Origin of the sequence: Ideonella oryzae (assembly GCF_024055665.1) — a bacterium.
Classification (GTDB): domain Bacteria; phylum Pseudomonadota; class Gammaproteobacteria; order Burkholderiales; family Burkholderiaceae_C; genus Ideonella; species Ideonella oryzae.
In genome coordinates this window covers 43,455-65,654 of sequence record NZ_JAMXMC010000001.1, presented here as the reverse complement: position 1 = coordinate 65,654, position 22,200 = coordinate 43,455, and the positions used below count along the sequence as shown (strand labels likewise).

Annotated in this window: 21 protein-coding genes; 8 read left to right on the top strand and 13 right to left on the bottom strand. The window is 71.6% G+C overall.

Annotated features, from left to right (window positions below; translation table 11 throughout):
- Positions 1–30: 30 nt before the first annotated feature.
- From M0L44_RS00330 to M0L44_RS00310, 5 genes are all read left to right on the top strand, one after another.
- Complete coding sequence (locus tag M0L44_RS00330) at positions 31–1,035, top strand: trypsin-like peptidase domain-containing protein (protein ID WP_252767622.1); 1,005 nt, start codon at positions 31–33, stop codon at positions 1,033–1,035.
- A 178-nt stretch (positions 1,036–1,213) separates the two neighbouring features.
- Complete coding sequence (locus tag M0L44_RS00325) at positions 1,214–1,453, top strand: CrpP-related protein (protein ID WP_252767621.1); 240 nt, start codon at positions 1,214–1,216, stop codon at positions 1,451–1,453.
- A gap of 234 nt (positions 1,454–1,687) precedes the next feature.
- A complete protein-coding gene (locus M0L44_RS00320) occupies positions 1,688–2,779 on the top strand; it encodes a hypothetical protein (protein WP_252767620.1) in 1,092 nt (363 codons plus the stop codon).
- 11 nt (positions 2,780–2,790) lie between these two features.
- The gene (locus tag M0L44_RS00315) at positions 2,791–3,789 is read left to right on the top strand and encodes a DUF6976 family protein (protein ID WP_252767619.1); all 999 of its coding nucleotides are present in this window, start codon (positions 2,791–2,793) and stop codon (positions 3,787–3,789) included.
- A 100-nt stretch (positions 3,790–3,889) separates the two neighbouring features.
- Positions 3,890–6,544 (top strand): sensor domain-containing protein, encoded by a 2,655-nt coding sequence (locus tag M0L44_RS00310; protein ID WP_290429024.1) that lies wholly within the window; start codon positions 3,890–3,892, stop codon positions 6,542–6,544.
- A 36-nt stretch (positions 6,545–6,580) separates the two neighbouring features.
- Here the strand turns inward: M0L44_RS00310 and M0L44_RS00300 are convergent, their stop codons facing one another.
- From M0L44_RS00300 to M0L44_RS00270, 7 genes are read right to left on the bottom strand one after another with little or no spacing between them, the layout of a single operon-like run.
- A complete protein-coding gene (locus tag M0L44_RS00300) occupies positions 6,581–6,874 on the bottom strand; it encodes an MSMEG_0570 family nitrogen starvation response protein (RefSeq protein WP_252767618.1) in 294 nt (97 codons plus the stop codon).
- Between the two features lie 9 nt (positions 6,875–6,883).
- The gene (locus tag M0L44_RS00295) at positions 6,884–8,113 is read right to left on the bottom strand and encodes an MSMEG_0565 family glycosyltransferase (RefSeq protein WP_252767617.1); all 1,230 of its coding nucleotides are present in this window, start codon (positions 8,111–8,113) and stop codon (positions 6,884–6,886) included.
- On the bottom strand, positions 8,110–9,201 hold the full coding sequence (locus tag M0L44_RS00290; protein ID WP_252767616.1) for a sll0787 family AIR synthase-like protein: 1,092 nt from the start codon (positions 9,199–9,201) through the stop codon (positions 8,110–8,112). The genes M0L44_RS00295 and M0L44_RS00290 overlap by 4 nt, the downstream gene beginning before the upstream one ends.
- Entirely contained in the window at positions 9,198–9,746 is a 549-nt protein-coding gene (locus M0L44_RS00285) for an MSMEG_0567/Sll0786 family nitrogen starvation N-acetyltransferase (RefSeq protein ID WP_435526378.1), read from the bottom strand. Before M0L44_RS00285 ends, M0L44_RS00290 begins: the two co-directional genes overlap by 4 nt.
- Before the next feature lie 49 nt (positions 9,747–9,795).
- Entirely contained in the window at positions 9,796–10,893 is a 1,098-nt protein-coding gene (locus M0L44_RS00280) for an MSMEG_0568 family radical SAM protein (RefSeq protein WP_252768047.1), read from the bottom strand.
- A 17-nt stretch (positions 10,894–10,910) separates the two neighbouring features.
- Entirely contained in the window at positions 10,911–11,927 is a 1,017-nt protein-coding gene (locus M0L44_RS00275; protein WP_252767614.1) for a Nit6803 family nitrilase, read from the bottom strand.
- A 15-nt stretch (positions 11,928–11,942) separates the two neighbouring features.
- A complete protein-coding gene (locus M0L44_RS00270) occupies positions 11,943–12,425 on the bottom strand; it encodes an MSMEG_0572/Sll0783 family nitrogen starvation response protein (RefSeq protein WP_022980187.1) in 483 nt (160 codons plus the stop codon).
- A 351-nt stretch (positions 12,426–12,776) separates the two neighbouring features.
- Between M0L44_RS00270 and M0L44_RS00265 the strand changes: the two genes are divergently transcribed.
- Complete coding sequence (locus M0L44_RS00265; RefSeq protein WP_252767613.1) at positions 12,777–14,171, top strand: aminotransferase-like domain-containing protein; 1,395 nt, start codon at positions 12,777–12,779, stop codon at positions 14,169–14,171.
- A 43-nt stretch (positions 14,172–14,214) separates the two neighbouring features.
- Complete coding sequence (locus M0L44_RS00260) at positions 14,215–15,126, top strand: oxidoreductase (protein ID WP_252767612.1); 912 nt, start codon at positions 14,215–14,217, stop codon at positions 15,124–15,126.
- Between the two features lie 20 nt (positions 15,127–15,146).
- On the opposite strand, the gene M0L44_RS00255 is transcribed toward M0L44_RS00260, so the two are convergent.
- A complete protein-coding gene (locus tag M0L44_RS00255) occupies positions 15,147–16,526 on the bottom strand; it encodes an MFS transporter (protein ID WP_252767611.1) in 1,380 nt (459 codons plus the stop codon).
- A gap of 106 nt (positions 16,527–16,632) precedes the next feature.
- Here M0L44_RS00255 and M0L44_RS00250 point away from each other — a divergent pair, with 106 nt between their 5' ends.
- Entirely contained in the window at positions 16,633–17,508 is an 876-nt protein-coding gene (locus tag M0L44_RS00250) for a LysR family transcriptional regulator (RefSeq protein WP_252767609.1), read from the top strand.
- Positions 17,509–17,615: 107 nt separating this feature from the next.
- Here M0L44_RS00250 and M0L44_RS00245 read toward each other — a convergent pair whose 3' ends face one another.
- Genes M0L44_RS00245 through M0L44_RS00225 form a run of 5 tightly spaced genes read right to left on the bottom strand, consistent with a single transcriptional unit; the run spans position 17,616 to position 22,197 of the window.
- On the bottom strand, positions 17,616–18,821 hold the full coding sequence (locus tag M0L44_RS00245; protein ID WP_252767607.1) for an ABC transporter permease: 1,206 nt from the start codon (positions 18,819–18,821) through the stop codon (positions 17,616–17,618).
- Positions 18,821–19,543, bottom strand: coding sequence for an ABC transporter ATP-binding protein (locus M0L44_RS00240; protein WP_252767605.1), 723 nt, complete (start codon positions 19,541–19,543; stop codon positions 18,821–18,823). Before M0L44_RS00240 ends, M0L44_RS00245 begins: the two co-directional genes overlap by 1 nt.
- A 23-nt stretch (positions 19,544–19,566) precedes the next feature.
- Positions 19,567–20,886, bottom strand: a complete 1,320-nt coding sequence (locus M0L44_RS00235; RefSeq protein WP_252767603.1) for an efflux RND transporter periplasmic adaptor subunit — start codon at positions 20,884–20,886, stop codon at positions 19,567–19,569.
- Positions 20,887–20,926: 40 nt separating this feature from the next.
- Positions 20,927–22,006, bottom strand: coding sequence for a HAMP domain-containing sensor histidine kinase (locus M0L44_RS00230; protein ID WP_252767602.1), 1,080 nt, complete (start codon positions 22,004–22,006; stop codon positions 20,927–20,929).
- Positions 22,003–22,197 (bottom strand): hypothetical protein, encoded by a 195-nt coding sequence (locus M0L44_RS00225; protein WP_252767600.1) that lies wholly within the window; start codon positions 22,195–22,197, stop codon positions 22,003–22,005. The genes M0L44_RS00230 and M0L44_RS00225 overlap by 4 nt, the downstream gene beginning before the upstream one ends.
- Positions 22,198–22,200: the final 3 nt, after the last annotated feature.

The following is a 22,200-nucleotide window of genomic DNA, read 5'->3' as shown; positions in this document are numbered from 1 at the left end:
CTTTTTTCTTTTCTGCCGAAGGAACTGCCCGTGAAGAATCTGCAAGAAGCCACCGAGCGCATTTGCGAACTCAAGGGCAGTCTCCTCGCGCTGGATGCGGTGTTGCCGGCGGTCATCCAGTCTCTCTCCAGGGCGACGCGTTCACGCCTGATGGCCGCGGTCGACGCCCACGCCGAGGCGGCGCGCACGGTGTTGCTGCACTCGGACATCTCCGACGTCGTGCTGGCCACCTTTGAGCGCGATGTCGCGTGCAACCGTGCGCTCATTGAAAAAAGCACCCGGCCCGAGCCTGCAGGCCTGCCCGCCACGGTCGACGCCTTGCTGCAGACCACGACTTGCATCACCACGTTCTCGGCAGGCCGTGTCCTGACCAGCGCCAGCGGCTTCTTCTACCGCCATGGCGATCGGCTCTTCCTGGTGAGCAACCGCCACGTCTTTGCCGATGCCGGGAGCGCGCATCACCCCGACCGCATCGAGATCGGGGTGCACACCGATCCGCAGGATCTGACGCGGTACGCCGTGGTCTCGCTGCCGCTGCACCAGGCTGGCCTGCCGCTGTGGCGCGAAGCCGCCGACGGAGCGGGTGCGGTGGACATCGCGGCCATGGAGATCCCTGCCGGCAGCCTGCCCGCCGGTGCGGCACTGCAGGCATTCGAGGCGAGCCACCTCGACGCCCGCGATGAGCAGGTTTCGATCGGCGACGCGCTGACCATCGCCGGCTTTCCGCTGGGCTTTCATGACACCGTCTATCACCTGGCGGTGGCCCGCAGCGCGTCCATTGCCTCCGCCTACGGCGTGCGATTCCAGGGGCAAGGCTGCTTCCTGACCGATGCGCGAACCCACCGCGGCAGCAGTGGATCGCCGGTCGTTCGGCGGCGTCTCAACGACGGGGCATCGGCGCCGTCCTGGCAGCTGGTCGGCGTGCACTCCACCCGCATGGACATGCGCACCCGCGACCAGACCCAGGATGAATCGCTGGGTCTGAATTGCGCCTGGTATGCCGACGTGCTGCCCGCACTCACCGCTGCGGGCTGAACAAACACGCCTGGAGCCGGATGTCCCGCTCCTTCACCGAGGCGCCGACCCCATCGCTGTCGGCGACGCCAACGGGGAGATCGTCGATCACGCCCCTCCCCATTCAAGGCCTGCCATGAACTGCCTCTCCACCTCCTGTCCTCCTGACCACGCACCGGACGCACCGAGGCCGCGGCCCTTGTCGTACTCCGAGCGCGCCGAGATCCAGCGCCAGGGCGCCAAGGCCGCCGCGCGCGGTGAGTCCGCGGGCGTCAACCCGCTGCAGCAGCAGCGCAACAGGCCGTCTGCCACCGGCGAATCGCCCGATGTGTGGCGCCAGCGAAGTGCCGCATGGGAGCAGGGCCACAGGGCCCAGACCGCCGCTCGACGCAAGGTGCCGGCGGCCCGCGTGGAAGGACCCGCTGGCGAGCACGAGTGACCCCGGGTTGGCCCGCTCGGGGCAATCCCGCCCCTGCGCCAAACGGCAGCCAGCCTGGCACACCTGATTCGCGGGGAGGCGCCCCAGCTTGTCACACCGTCCTCGGGTTGACCCTGGCTGCGAGCCCATCCAGACCGGCTTCAGGGCATGGCCCGCCCTTTGCAGAGTGCGGTGGTGATGGGTGCGGTTCAACGCACCCGCCACTCAGCAGTCCGGGATGGGAGAGGAGACACGATGACGCCCCAGGAGCGCCAATGGCTGGAGACTTTGCTGGAGGTGCGTGCGCCCTGGCAGGTGCAGGGCTTCAAATGGAGTGACGGCTCGCGCCAGCTCTCGGTCCAGGTGGGCACCGCCGCAGAAAGCGCCGGCCCCTTCTGGGCACCGCGCAAGCCGGCGGCGGGTGGCCTGCGCCTGCACTGGGCCCACCTGCCGATGGCCGGGCGCCGCTGCGAGGTGGTGCTGACCATGCGCGAGGGCCAGCCCCTGCCCGACGCACCCTGGGCCGGCGAGCCCGAACTGCCCTTCTCGCACGCGCTCTCGCGCCTGGTGCTGGACCTGATGCTCGACGGCGCCACCATGTCCCAGCTCTGCCGCATGCTGGACCTGCCGCTGTCGGACCTGTGGAAGTACAAGTTCCGGCTGGACCATGGCAGTGCCCGGCCGCCCCAGGCCCGCGATGCACAGGAGGCCCGCGAGACGGCGCGACCGGTGGCAGCGCCCATGCCGGTGCCCCCACCGGTCGCCGCCCGCCCCATCGAGCTGGCCCCGGCCGCGCCCCCCCGTGTGGCGGATGACGACGAGGCCATCCCGCCCGAGGACGCGCCGGTCTGGCTGGCCCTGCTCACCGGGCGGCAGACGATCGAGGTGCGGGCCCTGGGGCTCAAGCTGCTGCTGTCCAAGCTCACCCGCGAGGCCGCCACCCACCGCGATGCCGACCTGCACCGCCAGGCCGCCCAGGGGCTGCACCGCTACTTTGTGCGCAACCAGTCCCTGCTGGCCGGCGAGATCGCCCAGCTGCGCACGGCCGATGCCGCGGCCCGGGCCGCGCTGCAGGCCTCGCTCAGCCGGGCGATGGCCGGTGAGGACGACGAGGTGCCCGATGTCAGCGACCCGCTGTGGCAGGCCCTGCTCAGCGGCGACTGCGACATCGAGGTGCGCACGCTGAGCCTGCGCCTCTTGCTGACCAAGCTGCGTCAGCAGGCCCGCGGCCTGCAGGACGACGAGCTGCGCATGCTCAAGCTGGTCGAGCTGCACCGCTTCTTCGCCCGCCACCGCGCGGTGCTGCGTCACGAGCTGGAGCAGCTGCGCCGCTGGCCCCTGAACTGAAGCCCGTTCCCATGAATGCACTGACCCACCGCCTGGTCTCGCTCGACGAGGCCGCTCGCCTGATCCAGGCCCGCAAGCCCTGCTGCATCGCCGGTGACGAGGCCCTGCTGCGCCAGCTGCCGCGGGGCGACTGGATCGGCGGCACCATCCCCTACTTCATGGCCGACAGCGGTGGCACCTGCAGCCGCCAGCAGGTCTTCGTGACCGAGCTGCCCGCCGGCCCCCTGCCGCCCAGCGTGCGCCTGTACCCGCGCTCCCAGCTCTCGCGCGTGTGCATTGACGGGCCGGAGCACGGCTTCTCGGTGATGGTGCTGCCGGCCTTCAGCGAGGTGCACGAGGCCTTCGCCCAGGAGGCTCCCGGCTACGACGACATGTACATGAAGCCGCTGGTGGGCTGGATCGCCGGCATGCACCTGGACGAGCCCGGCACCCGCGCGCGGGTGGTCGACGGCCAGACCGGCCTGCTGCACGACAACGCGGCGGTGGTGATCCACCTGCCGCTGCCGGAGACCGCGCTGGTCCATGTGGACATCCTCAACCTCTTCACCCCGGGCGACGGGCCGGTGATCGAGTTCGCGCGCAGCGGCTTCACCGGGGGCGACTGCCTGGTCGACGGCCAGCCGGCCAACCTGCACGACTGGTGGGTGCGCCAGGGCGCCGACACCCGCTGGCCCCTGGTGGCCGACTACCACGGCGCGCTGATCAACGTCAGCATCAAGTCCCTGGACGCAGACCGCCGCCAGGTGGCGTTCTATGCCCCGGTCTTCCCGGGCGTGGGCTACCGCCTGGCCCGGCCGCTGCCCGACTATTCGGCCGCCTTCGCCCGTGCCACCGCCGGCCAGACCCTGGCCAGCGACCCGGTGTTCTGCTGCAACTGCATCCTCAACTACCTGCATGGCCAATTGCAGGGGCGCCGCACGGGCCGCTTCCAGGGCCCGATGACCTTTGGCGAGATCGGCTACCAGCTGCTCAACCAGACCCTGGTGCACCTGAGCGTCGAGGGTCTGTGAGCCCGTGAAAACACGGGTCTCTGCCAAGCAGATCGGGCCATGGGAGGCCGCCGGGGCCGCTTAAGATCCTCGCCACATCCCTTCGGAGCGGCGAGCCCCCATGAGCGCTCAGCGCATCGTCCTCTACTTCCTGGCGTTCGGCGTCCTCTGGATCCTGGGGTCGGACCACCTGCTGGCGCTGATCACCACCGACGTGGCCACCTTGTCGACCCTGCAGTCGATCAAGGGGCTGGCCTTTGTGGCGCTCAGTGCGCTGCTGATCGGGGTGCTGGGGCGCATCGCCGAGCGGCGCCACCAGCGCCTGCAGGACGAAGCCAACCGGCAGCGCGAGCGCTTGGCCCGCATCCTGGACGTCACGCCGGCCGTCCTCTATACGCTCAAGCCCGACCCCGCGACCCCCGGCCGCTGGGCGGTGGACTTTGTGAGCCAGAACGTGGAGGACATGACCGGCCATCCGGTCAGCGCCTGGTTCAGCAGCCCCGACTTCTGGCAACAGCACCTGCATCCCGAGGATCTGGCGCAGGCGCTGGCAGCCCAGGCCCAGTTGGCCGAGCACGACGCGCTGCATCACGAATACCGCTTCCGCCGCGCGGACGGCAGCTACCGCTGGGTGGACGACCGGCTGCGGGTGCTGCGGGACGCGAACGGCCGACCGATGATGCTCACCGGCGCCTGGCTGGACATCACCGACCGCAAATGCGCCGAGTTGGCGATGCAGGTCTCGGAGAGCCGCTACCACGAGCTGTTCGAGGTCAACCCGCTGCCGATGTGGGTCTTCGACCTCGACACCCTGCGCTTCATGGCGGTCAACGAGGCAGCCATCGCCCGGTACGGCTATGCCCGCGAAGAGTTCCTGTCCATGTCGATTGAGGACATCCGGCCGCCGGAGGACATCAAGCGGCTGCGGCGCACCGTCAACAGCCACCGTCAGATCGGGGGTTACGGCAGTTCGGGCGAGTGGCAGCACGTGCGCAAGGACGGCTCCCGCTTCTGGGTCGAGGTCACCGGCCACACGCTGCTGCGCGACGGGCGGCCCGCCCGTCTGGTGCTGGCGCAGGACATCACCGACCGCCGCCAGGCCGAGGAGCGTTCCCGACTGATCAGCCAAGTGTTCGAGTCGACCGAGGAAGGCATCTTCATCACCGATGCGCACAACCGCTTCATCTCGATCAACCGGGCCTTCTCGCGCATCACCGGCTACAGCCCCCAAGAGGTGCTGGGCCAGACGCCGGCCCTGCTGAAGTCCGGTCGGCAGAACCGGGCCTTCTATGCCGAGCTGTGGAAACAGCTCAACACCGAGGGCCGCTGGGAAGGCGAGATCTGGAACCGCAACAAGGCGGGCGAGGTCTACCCCGAGTGGCTGGCCATCAACGCCATCAAGGACGAGCACGGGCAACTGCAGCAGTACCTGGGCATCTTCACCGAGACCTCCAGCCGCAAGTCGGCGGAGGAGCGCATCCTGCGCCTGGCCAACCACGACAGCCTGACCGACCTGCCCAACCGGGCCCTGCTGGTGGACCGGGCGCGGGTGGTGCTGGCCACGGCCCGGCACCAACACACGCCGGTGCTGGTGATGCACCTGAACCTGGACCATTTCAGCGCCATCAACGAATCGCTGGGCCACGAGGCTGGCGACCAGGTGCTGCGCGAGCTGGCCCTGCGCCTGGCCCAGTGCCTGGCACCGGAAGACACCTTGTGCCGCCTGGGTGGCGACGACTTCATCCTGCTGTTGCCCGACAAGGGTGTGAGCGACGTGGCCCAGATCAGCATCCGGCTGATGGACGCGGTGGCACGGCCCTTCGCCGTCGGTGGACAGGACCTGCGCCTGAGCGCCAGCATCGGCGCGGCCGAGTTCCCCGAGAACGGGGCCGACCTGACCGAGTTGAGCCGGGCGGCGGAATCGGCCGTCCACCAGGCCAAGCGCGAAGGGCGCAACACCGTGCGGGTGGCCTCGCGGCGCCTGCAGGAACAGGTGCAGCAGACGCTGACCCTGGCGCGGGAGCTGCGCTGGGCCGTCGAGCGCCACGAGCTGGTGCTGCACTACCAGGCGCAGATGGACGCCTGCAGCGAGCGCGTGGTGGGGCTGGAGGCGCTGGTGCGCTGGCAGCATCCGCAGCGCGGCCTGGTGCCGCCCGGTCGCTTCATTCCCATCGCCGAAGAGACCGGGCTGATCCAGGAGATCGGTCGCTGGGTGCTGGACGAGGCCCTGCGCCAGACGGCGGCTTGGCGGGCCGCCGGCTTGCCCGTGGTGCCGGTGGCCATCAACCTCTCGGTCAGCCAGTTCCGTCACCCGCGTCTGCAGCAGGATGTCGCCGAGGCCCTGCGCCGCCACGACCTGCCGGCCCACCTGCTGGAGCTGGAGCTGACCGAGAGCGTGGCGATGGAGGACTCCGACTTCACCATCGCCCGCATCGCCTCGCTCAAGCAGCTGGGGGTGACGCTGTCCATCGACGACTTCGGCACCGGCTACTCCTCGCTTAGCTACCTCAAGCGCTTCACGGTGGACAGGCTCAAGATCGACCAGTCCTTCGTGCGCGGCCTGGCGCAGAGCCCGCAGGACGATGCCATCGTGGCCACCGTCATCAACCTGGCCCGCAGCCTGGGCCTGCACACCATTGCCGAGGGGGTGGAGACGGCCGAGCAGCTGGACTTCCTGCGTCGCCACGGTTGCGACGAGATCCAGGGCTACCACTTCCACCGCCCGGCGCCGGCCGATGAAGTGGTCGGGCTGCTGCGCGCGGCGGCCGCGCCCTGAGGCGGCCGCGCCTTGTATCCCTTGTATCTTTAGCGCTCAGTCCGCCGGGCCGAAGGCCAGTACCGTCACCTCGGCCTCGGGCTGCGGGGCGAACTGCGCGATGCGCGCCAGCAGCGTGGCCTGCTGGTCGTTGGCGCGCGAGCAGACGAAGCCGAACTTGGCCTGCACCCGTTCGTTGGCGATGGCGGTGGCCGCCTGCAGGCGCTGGGCGAAGTCGTCCAGCCGGTAGGCCCGTCCGGGCTCGAAGTAGTCCTGGATGATCAGCGAGGGCGAATAGGCGGTGGTTTCGCTGGCATCGGGCCAGCGCAGGGTGTAGTGCATGGCGGGCATGTGAGGGCCTCAGGCAAGGGGGGTGGACAAGGAGGTTTCTGGCTCGCGGGGGAACGGGCGGCCGGCCAGCACTTGGGCATGGATCGTCTGGTGAGTCAGTGCGCTGCGGCCCCAGGCCAGGCGCTGGCAGACCGGCGGCGCGGCGCCCAGGCGCGGCGCATGCCAGGCCCGGGCCAGGCCTCGGGTCAGGCTGGCCAGGTCCTCCGGTTCGCACCAGGACACGCCGGGGCTGCCGTCCAGGTGCTCGGTGAAGGGCGCGCGACGCGACACCAGCACCGGCGTGCCGCAGGCCAGGGCCTCCAGCGCCACCAGGCCGAAGCCCTCGTTCAGCGAAGGCATGGCCAGCAGCCGGGCCCGGCGCATCAATGCGGGCAGCAGCGCGTCGGACAGCGGGCCGGTGCGCCAGACGGGTTGCCGCGGGCCCTCGGCCAGCCTGGCTTCATCCAGGGCGGCCTGCCAGCGAGCCTGCTCGGCCCCGTGTGAGAGCAGGCTGGCACCGCCGGCCAGCACCAGGCGGGCGCGATGGAAGCTCGGGTGCTGGCGCAGCCGGGCGAAGGCCTGCAGCAGCCGGGCGCTGTTCTTGCGCGCCTCCACCCCACCCACGGCCAGGATGAAGGGGGCCTCGTCCAGCCCGTCCCCCTCGGGCAGGTGCTGGCGCAGCAGCGTCGCGTCGCCGGCCACCGGGCCGGGGTGGAAGCGGTCCAGGTTCACACCATTGAAGACGCGGTGCACCGGCGGGCCCTCCGGCCCGGCCAGGGCACGCAGTTGCCGGGCCCACAGATCGCTGACGCAGCACACCGCGCTGGCCGCGCGCCAGGCGCCGTCCTGCCAGGCGGCCAGGCGCGGGTCGCTGAAATCGTCCAGGTGGTGCACCGTGCGCACCCAGGGCTGCGCCGGGGCCAGACGGGCCAGGGCCTGGCCGTTCAGGCTGTCCTGCGCATGCAGCAGGGCGTAGCCGCCCCGCCGAAGGGCGGCGGGCAGGGCCTGCACCAGCGCGTCGATGCGCTGGCCCACCTGCTCGGCCAGGCCGCTGGCGACGGGTGCGGGCACGGCCAGGGGCACCCAGCCCACGCCGCTGGGCAGCGGGCGGAACAGCGCCTGCCCGGGCTCCACCGGGGCCAGCACGTCCACCGCCGTGCCGGCGGCCGCCAGCGCACCGGCCAGTTCCAGCGTGTGCACCACGCCGCCGCGCGGCAGCACCGAGTGCATCAGCAGGGCGATGCGCGGGGAGGCGGTCATGGCGCGCTTTCCGCCCCCGCGGCCCGGGGCTGCGGCTGCAAAAAGCCCTCGCTGGCGAAGTCCCACAGGCGGGCCTGCTCGGCCTGGGCACCTGTGCCCAGGGTGATGTCCACCGCCGTGCCGACGCGCACCTGGCCGATGTCGGCGCAGGCCAGCGCGCGGGCCTGGAAGCGGGCGATGACCTCGGCCGCGTGCTCGGGCGCCACCGCCAGCACGAAGCCATGGCTGGGAAAGGCGCTCAGCCAGCGCAGCTGGGCGGCCTGGGCCTGCGGGCCGGTGGCGGACCAGCCCGGCCAGCCGGCCTCGGCCGGCGGGTGGGGCAGGGCGTCGAGCTGCAGCTGCGCGCCCTGGCCGGAGCATTCCAGCAGCATCAGCAGCGTGCCCAGCACGCCGGCCATGCTGATGTCCTTGCCGGCCCGGCACAGCCCGGCCTCGGCCAGCTCGGCCAGCAGGGCCAGGTCGGCCTGCAGCCGCGCGGGCGGGGCCTCGGTGCTGGCGTTCCAGAAGGGCTGGTCCCCCATCCAGTGGCCGCGCAGGTCCACCGCCATCAGCAGGCGGTCGCCCGGCCGGGCCGCGAAGCTGGAGATCAGGCGCTGCGCCCGCCCCAGCACCGCCACCGCCAGCTGGGCGCTGGGCGCGCGCAGGTTGCTGTGGCCGCCCAGCAGCGGCACGCCGTAGCACAGGCAGGCCGCGCGCATGCCGTCGAGCAGGGCCTCGGCGGTGGCCGGCTCGGCGCTCCACAGCGCGTCCACCACCGCCAGCGGGCGCCCGCCCATGGCGGCCACATCGCTGAGGTTGACCAGCACCGCGCTGTAGCCGGCGAACCAGGGCTGCTGCTGCACGAAGTCGGGCATCAGGCCCTCGATGGCCAGCAGCAGGTGGCTGCCGTCGGCCTGGGGCAGGGCGGCGCAGTCGTCGCCGTTGGGCACGCTCGTCGACACGCCGGTCCAGGCCGGGGCCAGGCACTCGGGCAGCCGGGCCAGCACCTGGGCGATGTCGCGCTTGTGGGCAAAGCCGCGGCCCTGGCGCAGGGCCTGCAGCAGGGCCGTCAGCCGGGAGGTGCGGGTGGAGGCGCTCGCGTCGTTCACGGGCGGCTCCGCTGCGCCAGCACCAGGCCGGCCCAGGGCGTGTGGCAGGGCGGGTAATGGGCCAGGTCGGCCTGCATCAGCCGGTGCGGGAGGCCGTGGATCTGCACCTCGTCCAGGGTCTGCCAGTGCAGGCGGCGGAACAGGGCCTCGTTCTGCGGCTGCACATGGGCCAGGAAGCGGGTGCAGCCCAGCGCATGGGCGCTGCCCACGGCCAGGCGGATCAGCCCGCTGCCCAGCTGGCCGTGGCGGCGCCAGGCCGTGGCCACCGCCAGGCGCGAGCCCCACCACAGGCCCTCGCCTTCGGGGTGGATGCGCACCGTGCCCACCACCTCGTCGGGCAGGCCGGCCAGGTCGGCGCAGGCCACCAGCAGCCGGGTGTCGGGCCGGGCGTCGATGGCGTCGAGGTCGTCGTCCTGGAACACGCCCTGCTCGGCGCAGAAGACCTCGCGGCGCAGGCGCAGGGCCTGGGCCTGCATCCAGGGGTTGCTGGCCCACTGGACGCGGACCTCGGTGGGGCGGTAGTCCAGCGGCAGCTCGCACCAGATCGGCAAGGGGGTGGGCCGGTGATCGGCGGCGATGAACATGGGCGGTCCCTCAGCAGGCCAGCGGGGCGGGGCTGGGCGTGTCCTCGAACACGGCCAGCGTGGAGCAGGCCGCGCAGCGCCCGCAGCCGGCCTTGATGTCGCCCGCGCGCAGGCCGGCGGCGCGCACCATGGCGCCCAGCGGGGCCAGCACCGCGCGCATGAAGTCGGCGCTGGGGGCGGGGTGGTCTTCCAGCGGCGTGCCGCTGATGGGCACGAAGGGCACGACAAAGGGGTAGACGCCCAGGGCCAGCAGGCGCTCGCTGGTGGCCAGCAGGGTGTCCACGCTGTCGCCCAGGCCGGCCAGCAGGTAGGTGCTGACCTGGCCCCGCCCGAACACCTCCACCGCGGCGGCGAAGGCGTCCCAGTAGCGGGCCAGCGGCACCTCGGCCTTGCCGGGCAGCAGCTGCTGGCGCAGGGCCTCGCCCACCACCTCCAGGTGCATGCCCAGGGTGTCCACGCCGGCGTCCTTCAGGCGCTGGAACCAGGCGTCGGCGTCGGGCGGCTCGCACTGGGCCTGCAGCGGCAGGTCCACCGCGGCCTTGACCGCCTGGGCGCTCTCGCACAGCAGCAGGGCGCCGCGGTCGGGTGTGGGCGGCGTGCCGGTGGTCATCACCATGTGGCGCACGCCGTCCAGCTCCACCGCAGCACGCGCCACCTCGGCCAGCTGGGCCGGGGTCTTGCGGGCGATGGTGCGGCCGGCCGCCAGCGACTGGCCGATGGCGCAGAAGCGGCAGGCCTTGCGCCGGCTTTCATAGCGGATGCAGGTCTGCAGCACGGTGGTGGCCAGCACGTCGCGCCCGTGCAGCGTGGCGATGTGGCTGTAGGGAATGCCGTCGGCCGTCTGGCCGCTGTAGAAGCGCGGCGTGCGGGCGAACTCGATCTGCGCGATGGGGATGCTGCCGTGGCGCAGCTGGCTGCGGCCGTCGGGCCCCGGTGCCTCGGCCACGAAGGGCGAGTCGAAGGCGCCGTGGGTGTGCACCGGCACCATCAGGGTCACGCCGTCCACCACCACGGCCTTGTGGTCGGAGGGCCCGGCGCCGCCGCGGCGGCTGGCGGCGCCGGCGCCCGGGTCCTGCAGGCGCAGACCGCGGGTCTGCAGCTCGGTCATCAGCTGGGTGTTGGTGTTCACAGGGCCTCCGGGGCGGTGGCGGCAAGGGGGGCGAAAGCCTCGAGGGCGTCGAGGGGATCGGCGGCCCCGGCTGTGGCGTCGTAGCCGCGCAGCGGATGGGCCGCGTCGCGGCGGATGGCCAGGCTCAGCAGCTCGGGCCGGGCGTAGTGGCCCACCGAATCCATCATCCGCTTGCGCTTGTCGATCAGCGCAAAGTCCAGGTCGGCTACCACCAGGCCCTCGCCCTCGGTCAGCGGTTCGGCCAGGTACTTGCCTTCGGGCGAGACGATGGCGGTGTGGCAGCCGCCGCGCAGCGCGCCCTGCAGGGCCTCGTCGGGCATGATCTGGCGGATCTGCGCGTCGTGCAGCCAGCCGGTGGCGTTGACGACGAAGCAGCCCGACTCCAGTGCGTGGTGGCGGATGGTGACGCCCATCTGCTCGGCGAAGATCGGCCCCACCAGCGAGCCGGGGAACTGCGCGCAGTGGATCTGCTCGTGCTGGGCCATCAGCGCGTAGCGGGCCAGCGGGTTGTAGTGCTCCCAGCAGGCCAGCGCGCCCACCCGGCCCGCGCGGGTGTCCACCGGGGCCAGGCCGCTGCCGTCGCCCTGGCCCCAGACCATGCGCTCGTGGTAGGTGGGGGTGATCTTGCGGCGCTTCTGCAGCAGGCGGCCATCGGCGTCGAAGATCAGCTGGGTGTTGTAGAGGCTGCCGTGGTCGCGCTCGTTGACGCCCAGCACCACCACCATGCCGGCGGCCCGGGCCGCGCCGGCCACCGCGTCGGTCAGCGGACCGGGCACGGTGGGCGCGCGCTGCATCAGCAGCAGGTGGTCGGCCCCCTGCCGCACCGGCGGCTGCACGAAGGAGAAGTAGGGGTAGTAGGGCACGAAGGTCTCGGGAAAGACGATCAGCTCCACCCCCTGGCGGGCCGCCTGCTCGATCGTCTCGAGCACGCGCGCCAGGGTGCCGTCGGCGCTGTCCAGATCGGGGGCGATCTGGGCGGCGGCGGCCCGGACCGTGGTGTGGGATGCCGGCATGGGGGCTCCGGGGGGTCAGAGGGTCCAGGTGTCCAGGATGAAGGCGTTCTGCTGGCGGTGCAGCAGCACCACGTCCAGCACGTCCAGCGGGTTGATCGGGCGGATGCCCTCGATTAGCGCGCCTTCGCCGTGGCCGTACAGGGCCTGCAGCGCGAAGCGGCAGGCGTAGACCTTGCCGCCCTCGGCCATGAAGCGTTCGAGCTGCTTGTTGAAGTTCTGGTGGCCGGGGAAGGCCTCGTCGCCCAGCTTGGGAAAGCCGCGCTTGACGCCCAGGGTCACGCCCGGGCCGTAGAGCAGGATGGAGGTCTCGAAACCCTTGCGCTGCAGCCGCAGGGCCTGCAGCAGGTTGACCAGGCCGATCGAGCCTTCGAAGGCCACGGTGTGGAAGGTGACCAGGGCCTTCTCGCCCGGCGCGGCCTTGACGTCCTCGAAGACCTTTTCTTCGTAGTCGACCAGGAAGTCGCCGATCTGGTGGGCCGGGTAGGTGACGGTGGGCATGGGAGTCCTTTCAGGGGAGGGAGGGCAGGAAGGGCGCTGCGGTGGCGGGCCACGCGGCAACGGGCGCTGTCTTGCGAGGCCTGTGCCGCCGGGCGGTGCGGCGGCGCGATCAATGGCCGATCAACCGGGCGAGGGCCGGGCGTGGCCGGGGCCGGACCGCGGCCCGGTTTGCGCGGGCGCAAGGTGGTGCCGCACCAAGCCGGGCAGGCGGCCATGCGATCAATGCACCCGATCAATGGCCGGCGCGCACCGCGCGGGGTCGTGGCCCGGCGGGGGTGAAGGCCCCGCAAGGCGTTGACATTGGGCAAACTGGCGGGGCGCGTCCGGACCTGACGTACCGCCCGCGATGGCATGCCGTTTTCCCACTGGATTCCCCGCCTGCGCAGCAGCGAGCTGCCCGCCTACCAGCTGATCCCGGAGCTGCTGTCCGAGGACCTGCGCAACGGCCGCCTGGCCCCGCGCGAGCGCCTGCCGCCCCTGCGCGACCTGGCCCAGGTGCTGGGCCTGAACTACACGACGGTGGTGCGCGGCTTCGCCCAGGCGCGCGAGCGCGGCCTGATCGCCTCGCGCCCCGGCCTGGGCTCCTACGCCCGCGGCTCCTTCATCGGCCTGCCGTTGCGCGGCGGCACCGGCGCCGAGATGACGATGAACATGCCGCCGGAGCTGGTGGGCCACCCGGCCGAGCAGCGCCTGCAGGAGGCCGCGGCACAGTGGATGGCGCAGATGCCGCTGCACGACGTGATGCGCTACCAGGACTTCGGCGGCTCGGCCCAGGACCGCGAGGTGGCGGCCCGCTGGCTGCGCCAGTGGCTGCAGGAGGCCAGCGCCGAGCGGGTGCTGGTCTGCCCCGGCATCCACAGCGCGCTGACGGCCCTGGTCAGCCTGCTGATCCGCCCGGGCCAGAGCCTGTGCGTGGAGGCCCTGGCCTACCCCGGGCTGAAGGCCATCGCGGCCCAGTTGGGCACGCAGCTGCACCCGCTGCCGATGGACGAACAGGGCGTGCTGCCCGAGGCCTTCGAGGCCGCCTGCAAGACCACGCCGGTGGGCGCGCTGTATGTGTGCCCCAACCTGCACAACCCCACCGTGGTGTCGCTGCCGATGCGCCGGCGCGAGCAGCTGGCCGACATCGCGCTGCGCTACAGCATCCCGATCATCGAGGACGATGCCTACGGCATGCTGCCGGTGGCCGTGCCGCCGCCGCTGGCCGACTTCGCGCCCGGCCTGACCTACTACATCACCGGCATGTCCAAGTGGCTGGGCGCCGGGCTGCGCCATGCCTATGTGCTGGCCCCCACCGCCGCGGCCACTCAGCGCCTGGCCGGCGCCCTGCGGGCGATGACGGTCATGGCCTCCACCGTCAGCATGGGCCTGGTGACCCACTGGCTGGAGAGCGGCCTGGGCCAGACCTGGCTGGAGGCCATCCGCGCCGAATGCGAGTGGCGCAGCGCGTTCGCGCGCAGCCAGCTCGAAGGGCTGGGCGCACGCACCCACCCCCAGGGCTTCCATGTGTGGCTGCCGTTGCAGGACCGCGACGACGGCCGCTGCCCCAGCGCCGACCTGGCCGCGGCCCTGCGTCCGCTGGGCGTGGCGGCGGTGGCCAGCCAGGCCTTCTCCACCGACCGCGTGCCGCCCGAGGGCATCCGCCTGTGCCTGGGCGGCGCGCTCACCCGCGACGACTGCGGCCGAGCCCTCCAGGCGGTGGTCGACGCCCTGGCCCGCTGCCGGGAAGGGGCGGGCCTGCCCTGAGGGGCGCGCTGGCACACTGTCAGCGTCAAAGGAGCCCGTTTCCATGAGGACAGAACCCCAGCCTTCCATCGCCGTCGTGGGCCCGGGCGCCATCGGGACCACGGTCGCGGCGGCGCTCCACGAGGTTGGCCGCACGCCGCTGCTGTGCGGCCGCACCGCACGCTCCCAGCTGACGCTGCACGATGGCGACCGCCTCATCACCGTGCCCGGTCCGGTCTGGACGGACCCCGCGCGGACCGACCGCCATGGCATCGACCGCCCCTGCGATCTCGTCTTCCTGGCGGTCAAGGCGACGCAGGTCGAGGCCGCGGCCCCCTGGCTGGCCGCCTTGAGCGGCCCGGACACCGTGGTGTGCGTGCTGCAGAACGGGGTCGAGCAGCTGGCGCAGGTCGCCCCGCACTGTCCCCGTGGGCAGTTCCTTCCCGCGGTGGTGTGGTTTCCCGCGCAGGCCCAGGCCGATGGTTCGGTGCGCCTGCGCGGCGAGGCGCGCCTGAGCCTGCCGGACGGGCCGGCGGCCCGCGTGGTGGCCCAGGCGCTGCACGGCAGCCGGTGCGCCGTGGACCTGGCCGCGGACTTCCAGGCGCTGGCCTGGCGCAAGCTGCTGCAGAACGCGGTGGCCGGCCTCATGGTGCTGGCCCGTCGTCGCGCGGGCATGTTCGGCCGGGATGACATCGCCGCGCTGGCCCTGGCCTACCTGCAGGAGGGCCTGGCCGTCGCCCGGGCCGAGGGGGCCGCGCTGGGCGACGAGGTGCCGCAGGCGATCCTGGCCTGGTTCCAGGCCGCGCCGGCCGACATGGGCACCTCCATCCTCACCGACCGCGAGGCCGGCCGGCCGCTCGAGTGGGACATCCGCAACGGGGTGGTGGCGCGACGCGCCCGGGCCCATGGCCTGTCGACGCCCATCAGCGACGTGCTGGTGCCGCTCCTGGCGGCCGCGAGCGACGGCCCGGGCTGAGCTCGCGGCCGGTCCGGCGCTCAGGGCCTGGGCGACCCGGCCCGGTACAGCGCCGGCACCAGCAGGGCCGCCGCCGCGGCGGCCACCGCCGCCAGGCCGAAGGCCGCGCCAAAGCCCAGCGCGTGGCTTTGCGAGCCCAGGGCCGAGAAGCCCAGCAGCACGCCGCTGAAGCGGGCGGTGGTGCTGATGCCCGAGGCCATGCCGGCCCGCTGGGGCGGCAGCTGGCCCATGATGGCCCGCTGCGTCTCGCCATTCATCAGCCCGCCCCCGGCGCCCAGCAGCGCCATGCCCAGGCCCAGCAGCCCGCCGCTGCGGCCGGGGGCGGCCCAGGCCAGCACGGCGTTGCCCAGGGCCACCGCGGCCAGGCCCAGCACCAGCAGCTGCAGGTTGGACAGGCCCGGGCGCTGGTGCAGGGCGCGCGCCACCCGCGGGAACACCAGCATGGCCAGCGAGAAGGGCAGCATGGCCACGCCGGCCGCCAGCGCGCCGTGCCCGCGCGCGCTCTGCAGGAACAGCGGCAGCAGGGCGGTCATGACCTGGGCCGTGGCGGCGTAGGCGAACATGGCCAGCACCGCGCCCAGCAGCGCGGGGGCGCGGAACAGGCCCACGTCCAGCAGCGGGTGGGCGCGGCGCCGCTCCACCGCGATGAAGAGGGCCATCAGCGCCAGGCCGGCGCCCAGGCGCAGCAGCACCTGCGGGCTGGTCCAGCCGTGGCTGGCGCCCTGGATCAGCGCCCAGGTCAGGCCGAACATCGCCGCGATGAACAGCAGCACGCCGGGGCGGTCCAGCGGCCCGGCGTCTGGCTCGCGCGATTCGGCCACGCAGCGACGCACGCCCAGGGCCAGCCCGGCGCACAGCGGCAGGTTCAGGAAGAAGGCCCAGCGCCATCCCAGCCACTGGGCCACCGCTCCGCCCAGCAGCGGCGCGGCCACCATGGTCAGGCCCATCACCGTGCCCCAGAAGGCCCAGGCCTGGCTGCGCGCGGGCTCCTGCGGGGCCTGGTGGCCCACCAGGGCCAGGGCGGGCGCCAGCATCAGCGCGGCCCCGGCGCCCTGCAAGGCGCGGGCGGCGATCAGTGCCGGGGCGTTGGGGGCCAGCCCGCACACCAGCGAGGCGGCGCCAAAGCCCGCCAGGCCGGCCAGCAGCACCCGGCGCCGGCCCAGGCAGTCCGCCAGCCGCCCGGCCGGCAGCAGCAGGGCGGCAAAGCACAGGGCGTAGGCGCTGACCATCCATTCCAGCTCGGTGGCCGAGCGGGCCAGGGCGCGCGACAGGGCCGGCAGCACGATGCCCACCACATTGGCGTCCAGCACCGTCATGGCGCAGACCAGCGAGGTGAACCACAGCGCGGCGGGGTGGGCCGGGTGGGTGGTGGCCGGGGTGGAGGAGACCAGGGCAGGCATGGCGGGATGGCAGCGATCGGCCGGCCATTGCACCTGCATTGGAAACTCGGATCAATCGTCGCCAGGCAGGAGAAAATTCGGCTCCACCGAATTCAAGGGGAAGAACATGGCCCTGGAACTGCGCCACCTGCGTGGCTTCGTGGCGGTCGCCCAGACCCTGCACTTCGCCCGCGCGGCGGAGACCCTGGGCCTGTCGGCCCCGGCGCTGACCGAACAGATCCAGGCCCTGGAGCGGGACCTGGGCACCTTGCTGCTGCGCCGGACCAAGCGCTCGGTGGTGCTCACCCCCGCGGGCGAGGCCTTTCTGGCCGAGGCCCAGGCCACGCTGGCGCAGTTCGAGCGCAGCGTGGCGGTGGGCCGGCGTGCCGGCCAGGGCGCGCTCGGCCGGGTGGTGCTGGGCTATGTGGGCTCGGCGGTCTATGCGGGCGTGCTGCAGGCCCTGGTGGAGCGCTTTCGCACCAGCCACCCCGACGTGACCCTGCAGATCCAGGAGCAGCCGATGGACCGGCTGCCGGCGATGCTGGAGGACGGGCAGGTGGATGTGGCCTTCGTGCGTCTGCCCATGGCGGTGCCGGCGGCGTTGCGGGCACAGGTGCTGGTGCGCGATCACTTCTGCCTGGCGCTGCCGGCTGGCCATTCGCTGGCGGCCGCACAGGCGCCGGTGCCCGCGCGCAGCCTGGCGCAGGCCTCCTTCGTCGCCCCCGAGCAGACGTTCGGCTTGCAGGAGGTGGCGCGGCGGGGACGTTTCGAGCCCCGGGTGGTGCTGGCGCCGGGCTCCTTGGTGGCGGTGCTGGCCCAGGTGTCCCTGGGCGTGGGCGTGGCGGTGGTGCCCAGCCTGCTGCAGGGGGTGATCGAGCTGCCGCAGGTGGTCTTTCGCGCGCTGGCGGGGGCGCGCATCCCGTCGGAGCTGGGGGCCGTGTACCGCCGCCATGAGCGGGATCCGGCGGTGCGGGCCTTCCTGCAGCAGATGCCGGGAGCCTGAGCCCCGCGTCTGGCGGCCTGGCACACCGATTCGGGGTGCTCGAAGATCCACCTGGCGGTGGCGCCCCGTCCGACAGGAGCTACCGCGGGGCCCTCGACAGCGGGCGATCATTCATGTCGGAGCGCCTCGATGGGATTGAGTCGCGCGGCCCGCCTGGCCGGCGTGTAGCCGAACACGATGCCGATGGCGGCAGAGAAGGCGAAGGCCAGCAGGTTGATCTGGACGTCGAAGCTGTAGGGCAGGCCCATCAGCGAGGACAGCCCGATCGAGGCCAGGGCGGCCAGGAGCAGGCCCACCAGCCCACCCACGGCGGACAGAGACACCGCCTCGACCAGGAACTGCATCAGGACCTCACGGGCCATCGCCCCGATGGCCAGGCGGATGCCGATCTCGCGCGTGCGCTCGGTCACGCTCACCAGCATGATGTTCATGATGCCGATGCCGCCCACCAGCAGGCTGACGGCGGCGACGGCTCCGAGCAGCAGGGTGAGGATGCGGGTCGTGCCGGAGAGCGTGTCCGAGATCTGCTTGGTGTCGATGACGTTGAAGTTGTTGTCCTCGCCGTCCGTCAGGTGACGGCGGTCCCGCATCAGGCGCTCGATGCGTGTCTTGACGGTGTCGGTCGAGAATCCCTGTCGCGCCGAGACCAGGATGGCGCCCACATCGGTGTTGCCGGTGACCCGGCGCTGCAGTGTGGCGATGGGCACCAGGATGAAGTCGTCCTGGTCGGTGCCGGTGGAGCTCTGCCCCTTGGGGCTGAAGAAGCCGATGATCTGGCAGCTGAAGTTCTGCAGCCTCAGGTCGGTCCCCACCGGACGCTGCTCGCCATACAGCTCCTTGCGCACGCGGTCACCGACGAGACAGACGGACTTGCCCGCCCGCAGCTCGATGTCGGTGAAGGTTCGGCCATCCCGGACCGACCAGTTGCTCACCGCGAGGTAGTCTCCGTTGGAGCCGGTGACCGAGGTCTTCCAGTTCTTGGCGCTCGAGATCGCGGTGAGCGACGCAGTCACCATCGGCGCCACCCGCGCGACCCCCGTCACCTGGGAAAGGATGGCCTCGCCGTCGGCCTGCTTGAACTTGGGTGGCGAGGTGCTCGTCCCCAGCTCCATGCGCTGCCCCGGCATCACGATGATCAGATTGCTGCCCAGGCTGGAGATCTGGCTGGAGACGGAGGCCGTGGCACCGTTGCCCAGGGTCACCATCGTGACCACTGCGGCCACGCCGATCACGATGCCCAGCATGGTCAGGATCGAGCGCATCAGGTTGCGCCGTATCTCGCGCAGCGCCAGCAGGACGGTGTTGCCCCACATCACCGGCCTCCCTCGCTTGTAAAGGCTCCGGTGGCCAGGTCCTTGGCGGTGTCGCCGACGAGCCGCCCGTCGACGAAGCGCAGGATGCGGTCGGCATAGACCGCCATGTCGGGTTCGTGGGTGACCATCACCACGGTGATGCCGCGGTCCTGGTTCAGGCGCACCAGCAGCTGCATGATCTCCTGGCTGCGATGGCTGTCCAGGTTTCCGGTTGGTTCGTCGGCGAGCAGCACCATCGGCTCGGTGACGATGGCACGCGCGATGGCCACGCGCTGCTGCTGCCCACCGGAGAGCTCCGCGGAGGTGTGGTGTTCCCAGCCCTTCAAACCCACCTCTGCCAGGGCCGCCCTGGCACGCTCGGCCCGTTGGATGGGGCGCTGCCCGCGGTAGACCAGCGGCAGCTCGACGTTTTCCTGGGCCGACGTCCTGCGCAGCAGGTTGAACCCCTGAAAGACAAAGCCGATATAGCTGCGCCTGAGAACGGCGCACTGGTCCTGGCTGAGGGACTCGACAGGCGTGCCGCAAAAGCGGTAGCTGCCGGAGCTCAGCGTGTCCAGGCAGCCCATGATGTTCATCACCGTGGACTTGCCGGACCCGCTCGGTCCCATGATGGCCACGAACTCGCCTTGGCGGATCTTCAGGTCCACATCCGTGAGCGCCTGAAAGCGCGTGGCGCCTTCGCCATAGGTCTTGCACACCTTTTCATAGGCGACCACCGGCACCTCGGCTGCCGTGCTCGGCGGGGTCACTTCGACGGCTCCCGGCTGTCCACGATCAGGCGGTCGCTTTCCCTGAGCGTACCAGCGCGGATTTTGCTCACCTCGGTCATGCGGCCATCGCTGGCGCCCACCTGCAGCCTGACGGCCACGGCGCGGTCGCTCTCCAGCTTCCAGACGGTCTGCTCGCTGCCGCTGGCGATCGTGGCGCTGGACTGGGCCGACTTCTGCTGCTTGGGCACTGCGATCAGGAGGCTGGTCACGCTCTTGCCGGACTTTTCCTCGGTGGAGGGTGGGACATAGCGCAGCGCCGCGTTGGGCACCTGCAGCACCCGCTCGTGTCGGAGGGTCACGATGCGCGCATTGGCCGTCATCCCGGGGCGCAGGCTCAGGTCCTTGTTGCTGACCTCGAGCACGGCCTGGTAGGTCACCACATTGTTGGTGGTGTCGGAGCCATAGCGCAGCCGCACGATGCGCGCCGGGAAGGTCCGGTCCGGATAGGCATCCACGGTGAACTCCGCCGACTGGCCTTCTTTGACCTGGCCGACATCGGCCTCGTCCACATTGACCTCGAGCTTCATCTGGGTCAGGTCCTGGGCCAACGTGAAGAGGGTGGTGACCTGGTAGCTGGCGGCCACCGTCTGCCCCGGCTCGGCCGAGCGCTTGAGCACGACGCCGTTGATGGGGGAACGCAGCGACGCCTTGTGGAGATTGGTCCGGTTGGTGTTCAGCGTGGCCCGAGCCTCGTCGACGGCCGCCACCGCGTTCGCTTCGTTGGCCCGCGCTTTCTCGAGCGCGATCTGGGACGTCTCCACATCGCTTCTGGACGGCACCATGCCGGCGGAGAGCTTCCAGGCCTCCTCGTTGCGCCGCAGGGTGGCCATCGCTTCTCGGGTGGCGGCCTGGTACTGCAGCAGCGAGGCCTGGGCCTTGCGCAATGCGCTTTCAGATTCCTGGACCTGGTCCCGCAGATTGCTGGTCTGGAGCACGGCCAGCACCTGTCCCTGCGACACCTTGTCGTTGTCCTTTACCAGAACCCGGTCGATGGTGCCCGAGAGCTCGCTGCCCACGTCGACCTTGGTCAGCGGCTGGAGATTGCCCGTGGCGGTGACTTTCACCACAAGGTCGCCGGTGGCGACTTTCTCGGTTTCGTACTGTGCCCCGGCGCGAGGGCGTTGCCACATCCACAGGAGCAGGCAGGCCAGGGCGCCCATGCCCAGCAGAGTCACCGCCAGACCGGTCCGTCGCCAACGGGTGAAAAAGGTCGTCTGCCGATCCACGCCCAGTTGGGTGGCGACGGTGTCGGCATTCAAGGGCGGCTGGGGGCGTTCAGAAGGGGCCTGGGTCATGGCGCGAGGACGGGTGGCGGGCGTGTCAGCAGGGTGGGGTTCAGAGCGGCGCGGTGTCTGCCGGTGGCGCCGTGTTCGGGAGGCGGCCAAGCAGCCGCAGGGTGACGATCAATCCGCCACCGGGGCGGGGAGCTGCGAAGATCTCGCCGCCATGGGCCAGCAGGGCCCGTTGGGCGATCGCCAGCCCCAGCCCGAAACCGGTGGTGGTGCCCTTCTCTGCCTGGACGCGCACGAAGGGATCGAAGATCGAACTGAGCATCTCATCGGGAACGCCCGGGCCGCGGTCCGCGACGGTGACTTCCAGCAGACCGGCATCTTCGGCACGGCTCGCCTTCACCTCGACGGCGGTGCCTGCCCCGGTGTACTTGACAGCGTTGCGGATCACGTTCTCCAGTGCGCGGTAGATCAGCTCGCCATCCACCACGGCGATGAATGCGCCCTGGGCCTCCAGCGTCAGGCTGCGGCCCGAGGCCCTGGCCTCGAACTCCGCATCGGTGGCGATGGCGTGCAGCAGTTCGATGAGATCGATCTTGTCGCGACGCAAGCCGCTGGCGCCGACCTCGACGCGGTTGAGCGTGAGCAGGTCGTCCAGCAGGCCGTTGAGGCGATCGGCCTCGAGATCGACGCGGGCCAGCATGGCCTGCACATCCGAAGGGTCGGTACGTGCCAGGCCGATGGCGGCCCGCAGGCGGCTCAAGGGCGAGCGCAACTCGTGCGAGATGTCGTACAGCAGTTGCTGGCGCGAGGCCTCCAGCCGTTCCAGGCGCTCCGCGGTGGCGTCCAGATAGCCGCCCAGGTCGGCGATCTCGTCGCGGCGGCTCCCGATCTGCGGCTTGACCCGGGTCTCGAAGTGCCCCCCCGCCAGTTGGTCCAAGGCCCACCGCACATGTCGCAGGGGCCGGGTCAGGTACCAGGCCAGCGCCAAGCTCGCAAAGAGACTGGTCACCACGCCTGAGCCCAGGGGAATGAGAACGTGCCACGGCACGTTCCCGCTTGGCGGGGGCGGCGGGACGACGCTGGTCGTCAGGATGAAGCCGACGGCGCCACCGAACGAGAGCGTCATCGCGGCCCAGAAGGCGAAGAAGAGCTTCCAGAAGAGGCGGTACGGCGTCATGCTCATCTCGCCAGGCAGACGTCGATGGGCCGGTCGTGGGGAGGCCAGGCCACACCGGGGGCGCGTCGGGCGAACTCGGCCTGGGTGACCAGCGCACCTGCCGGCCGTGCCAATTCGGCCGGCACCACCAGTGCATGCCAGCCACTCAGGCCGGCCCGCACACCCGCGTATCCGTCGAGAAGCAGGATCCTCGTCATGGG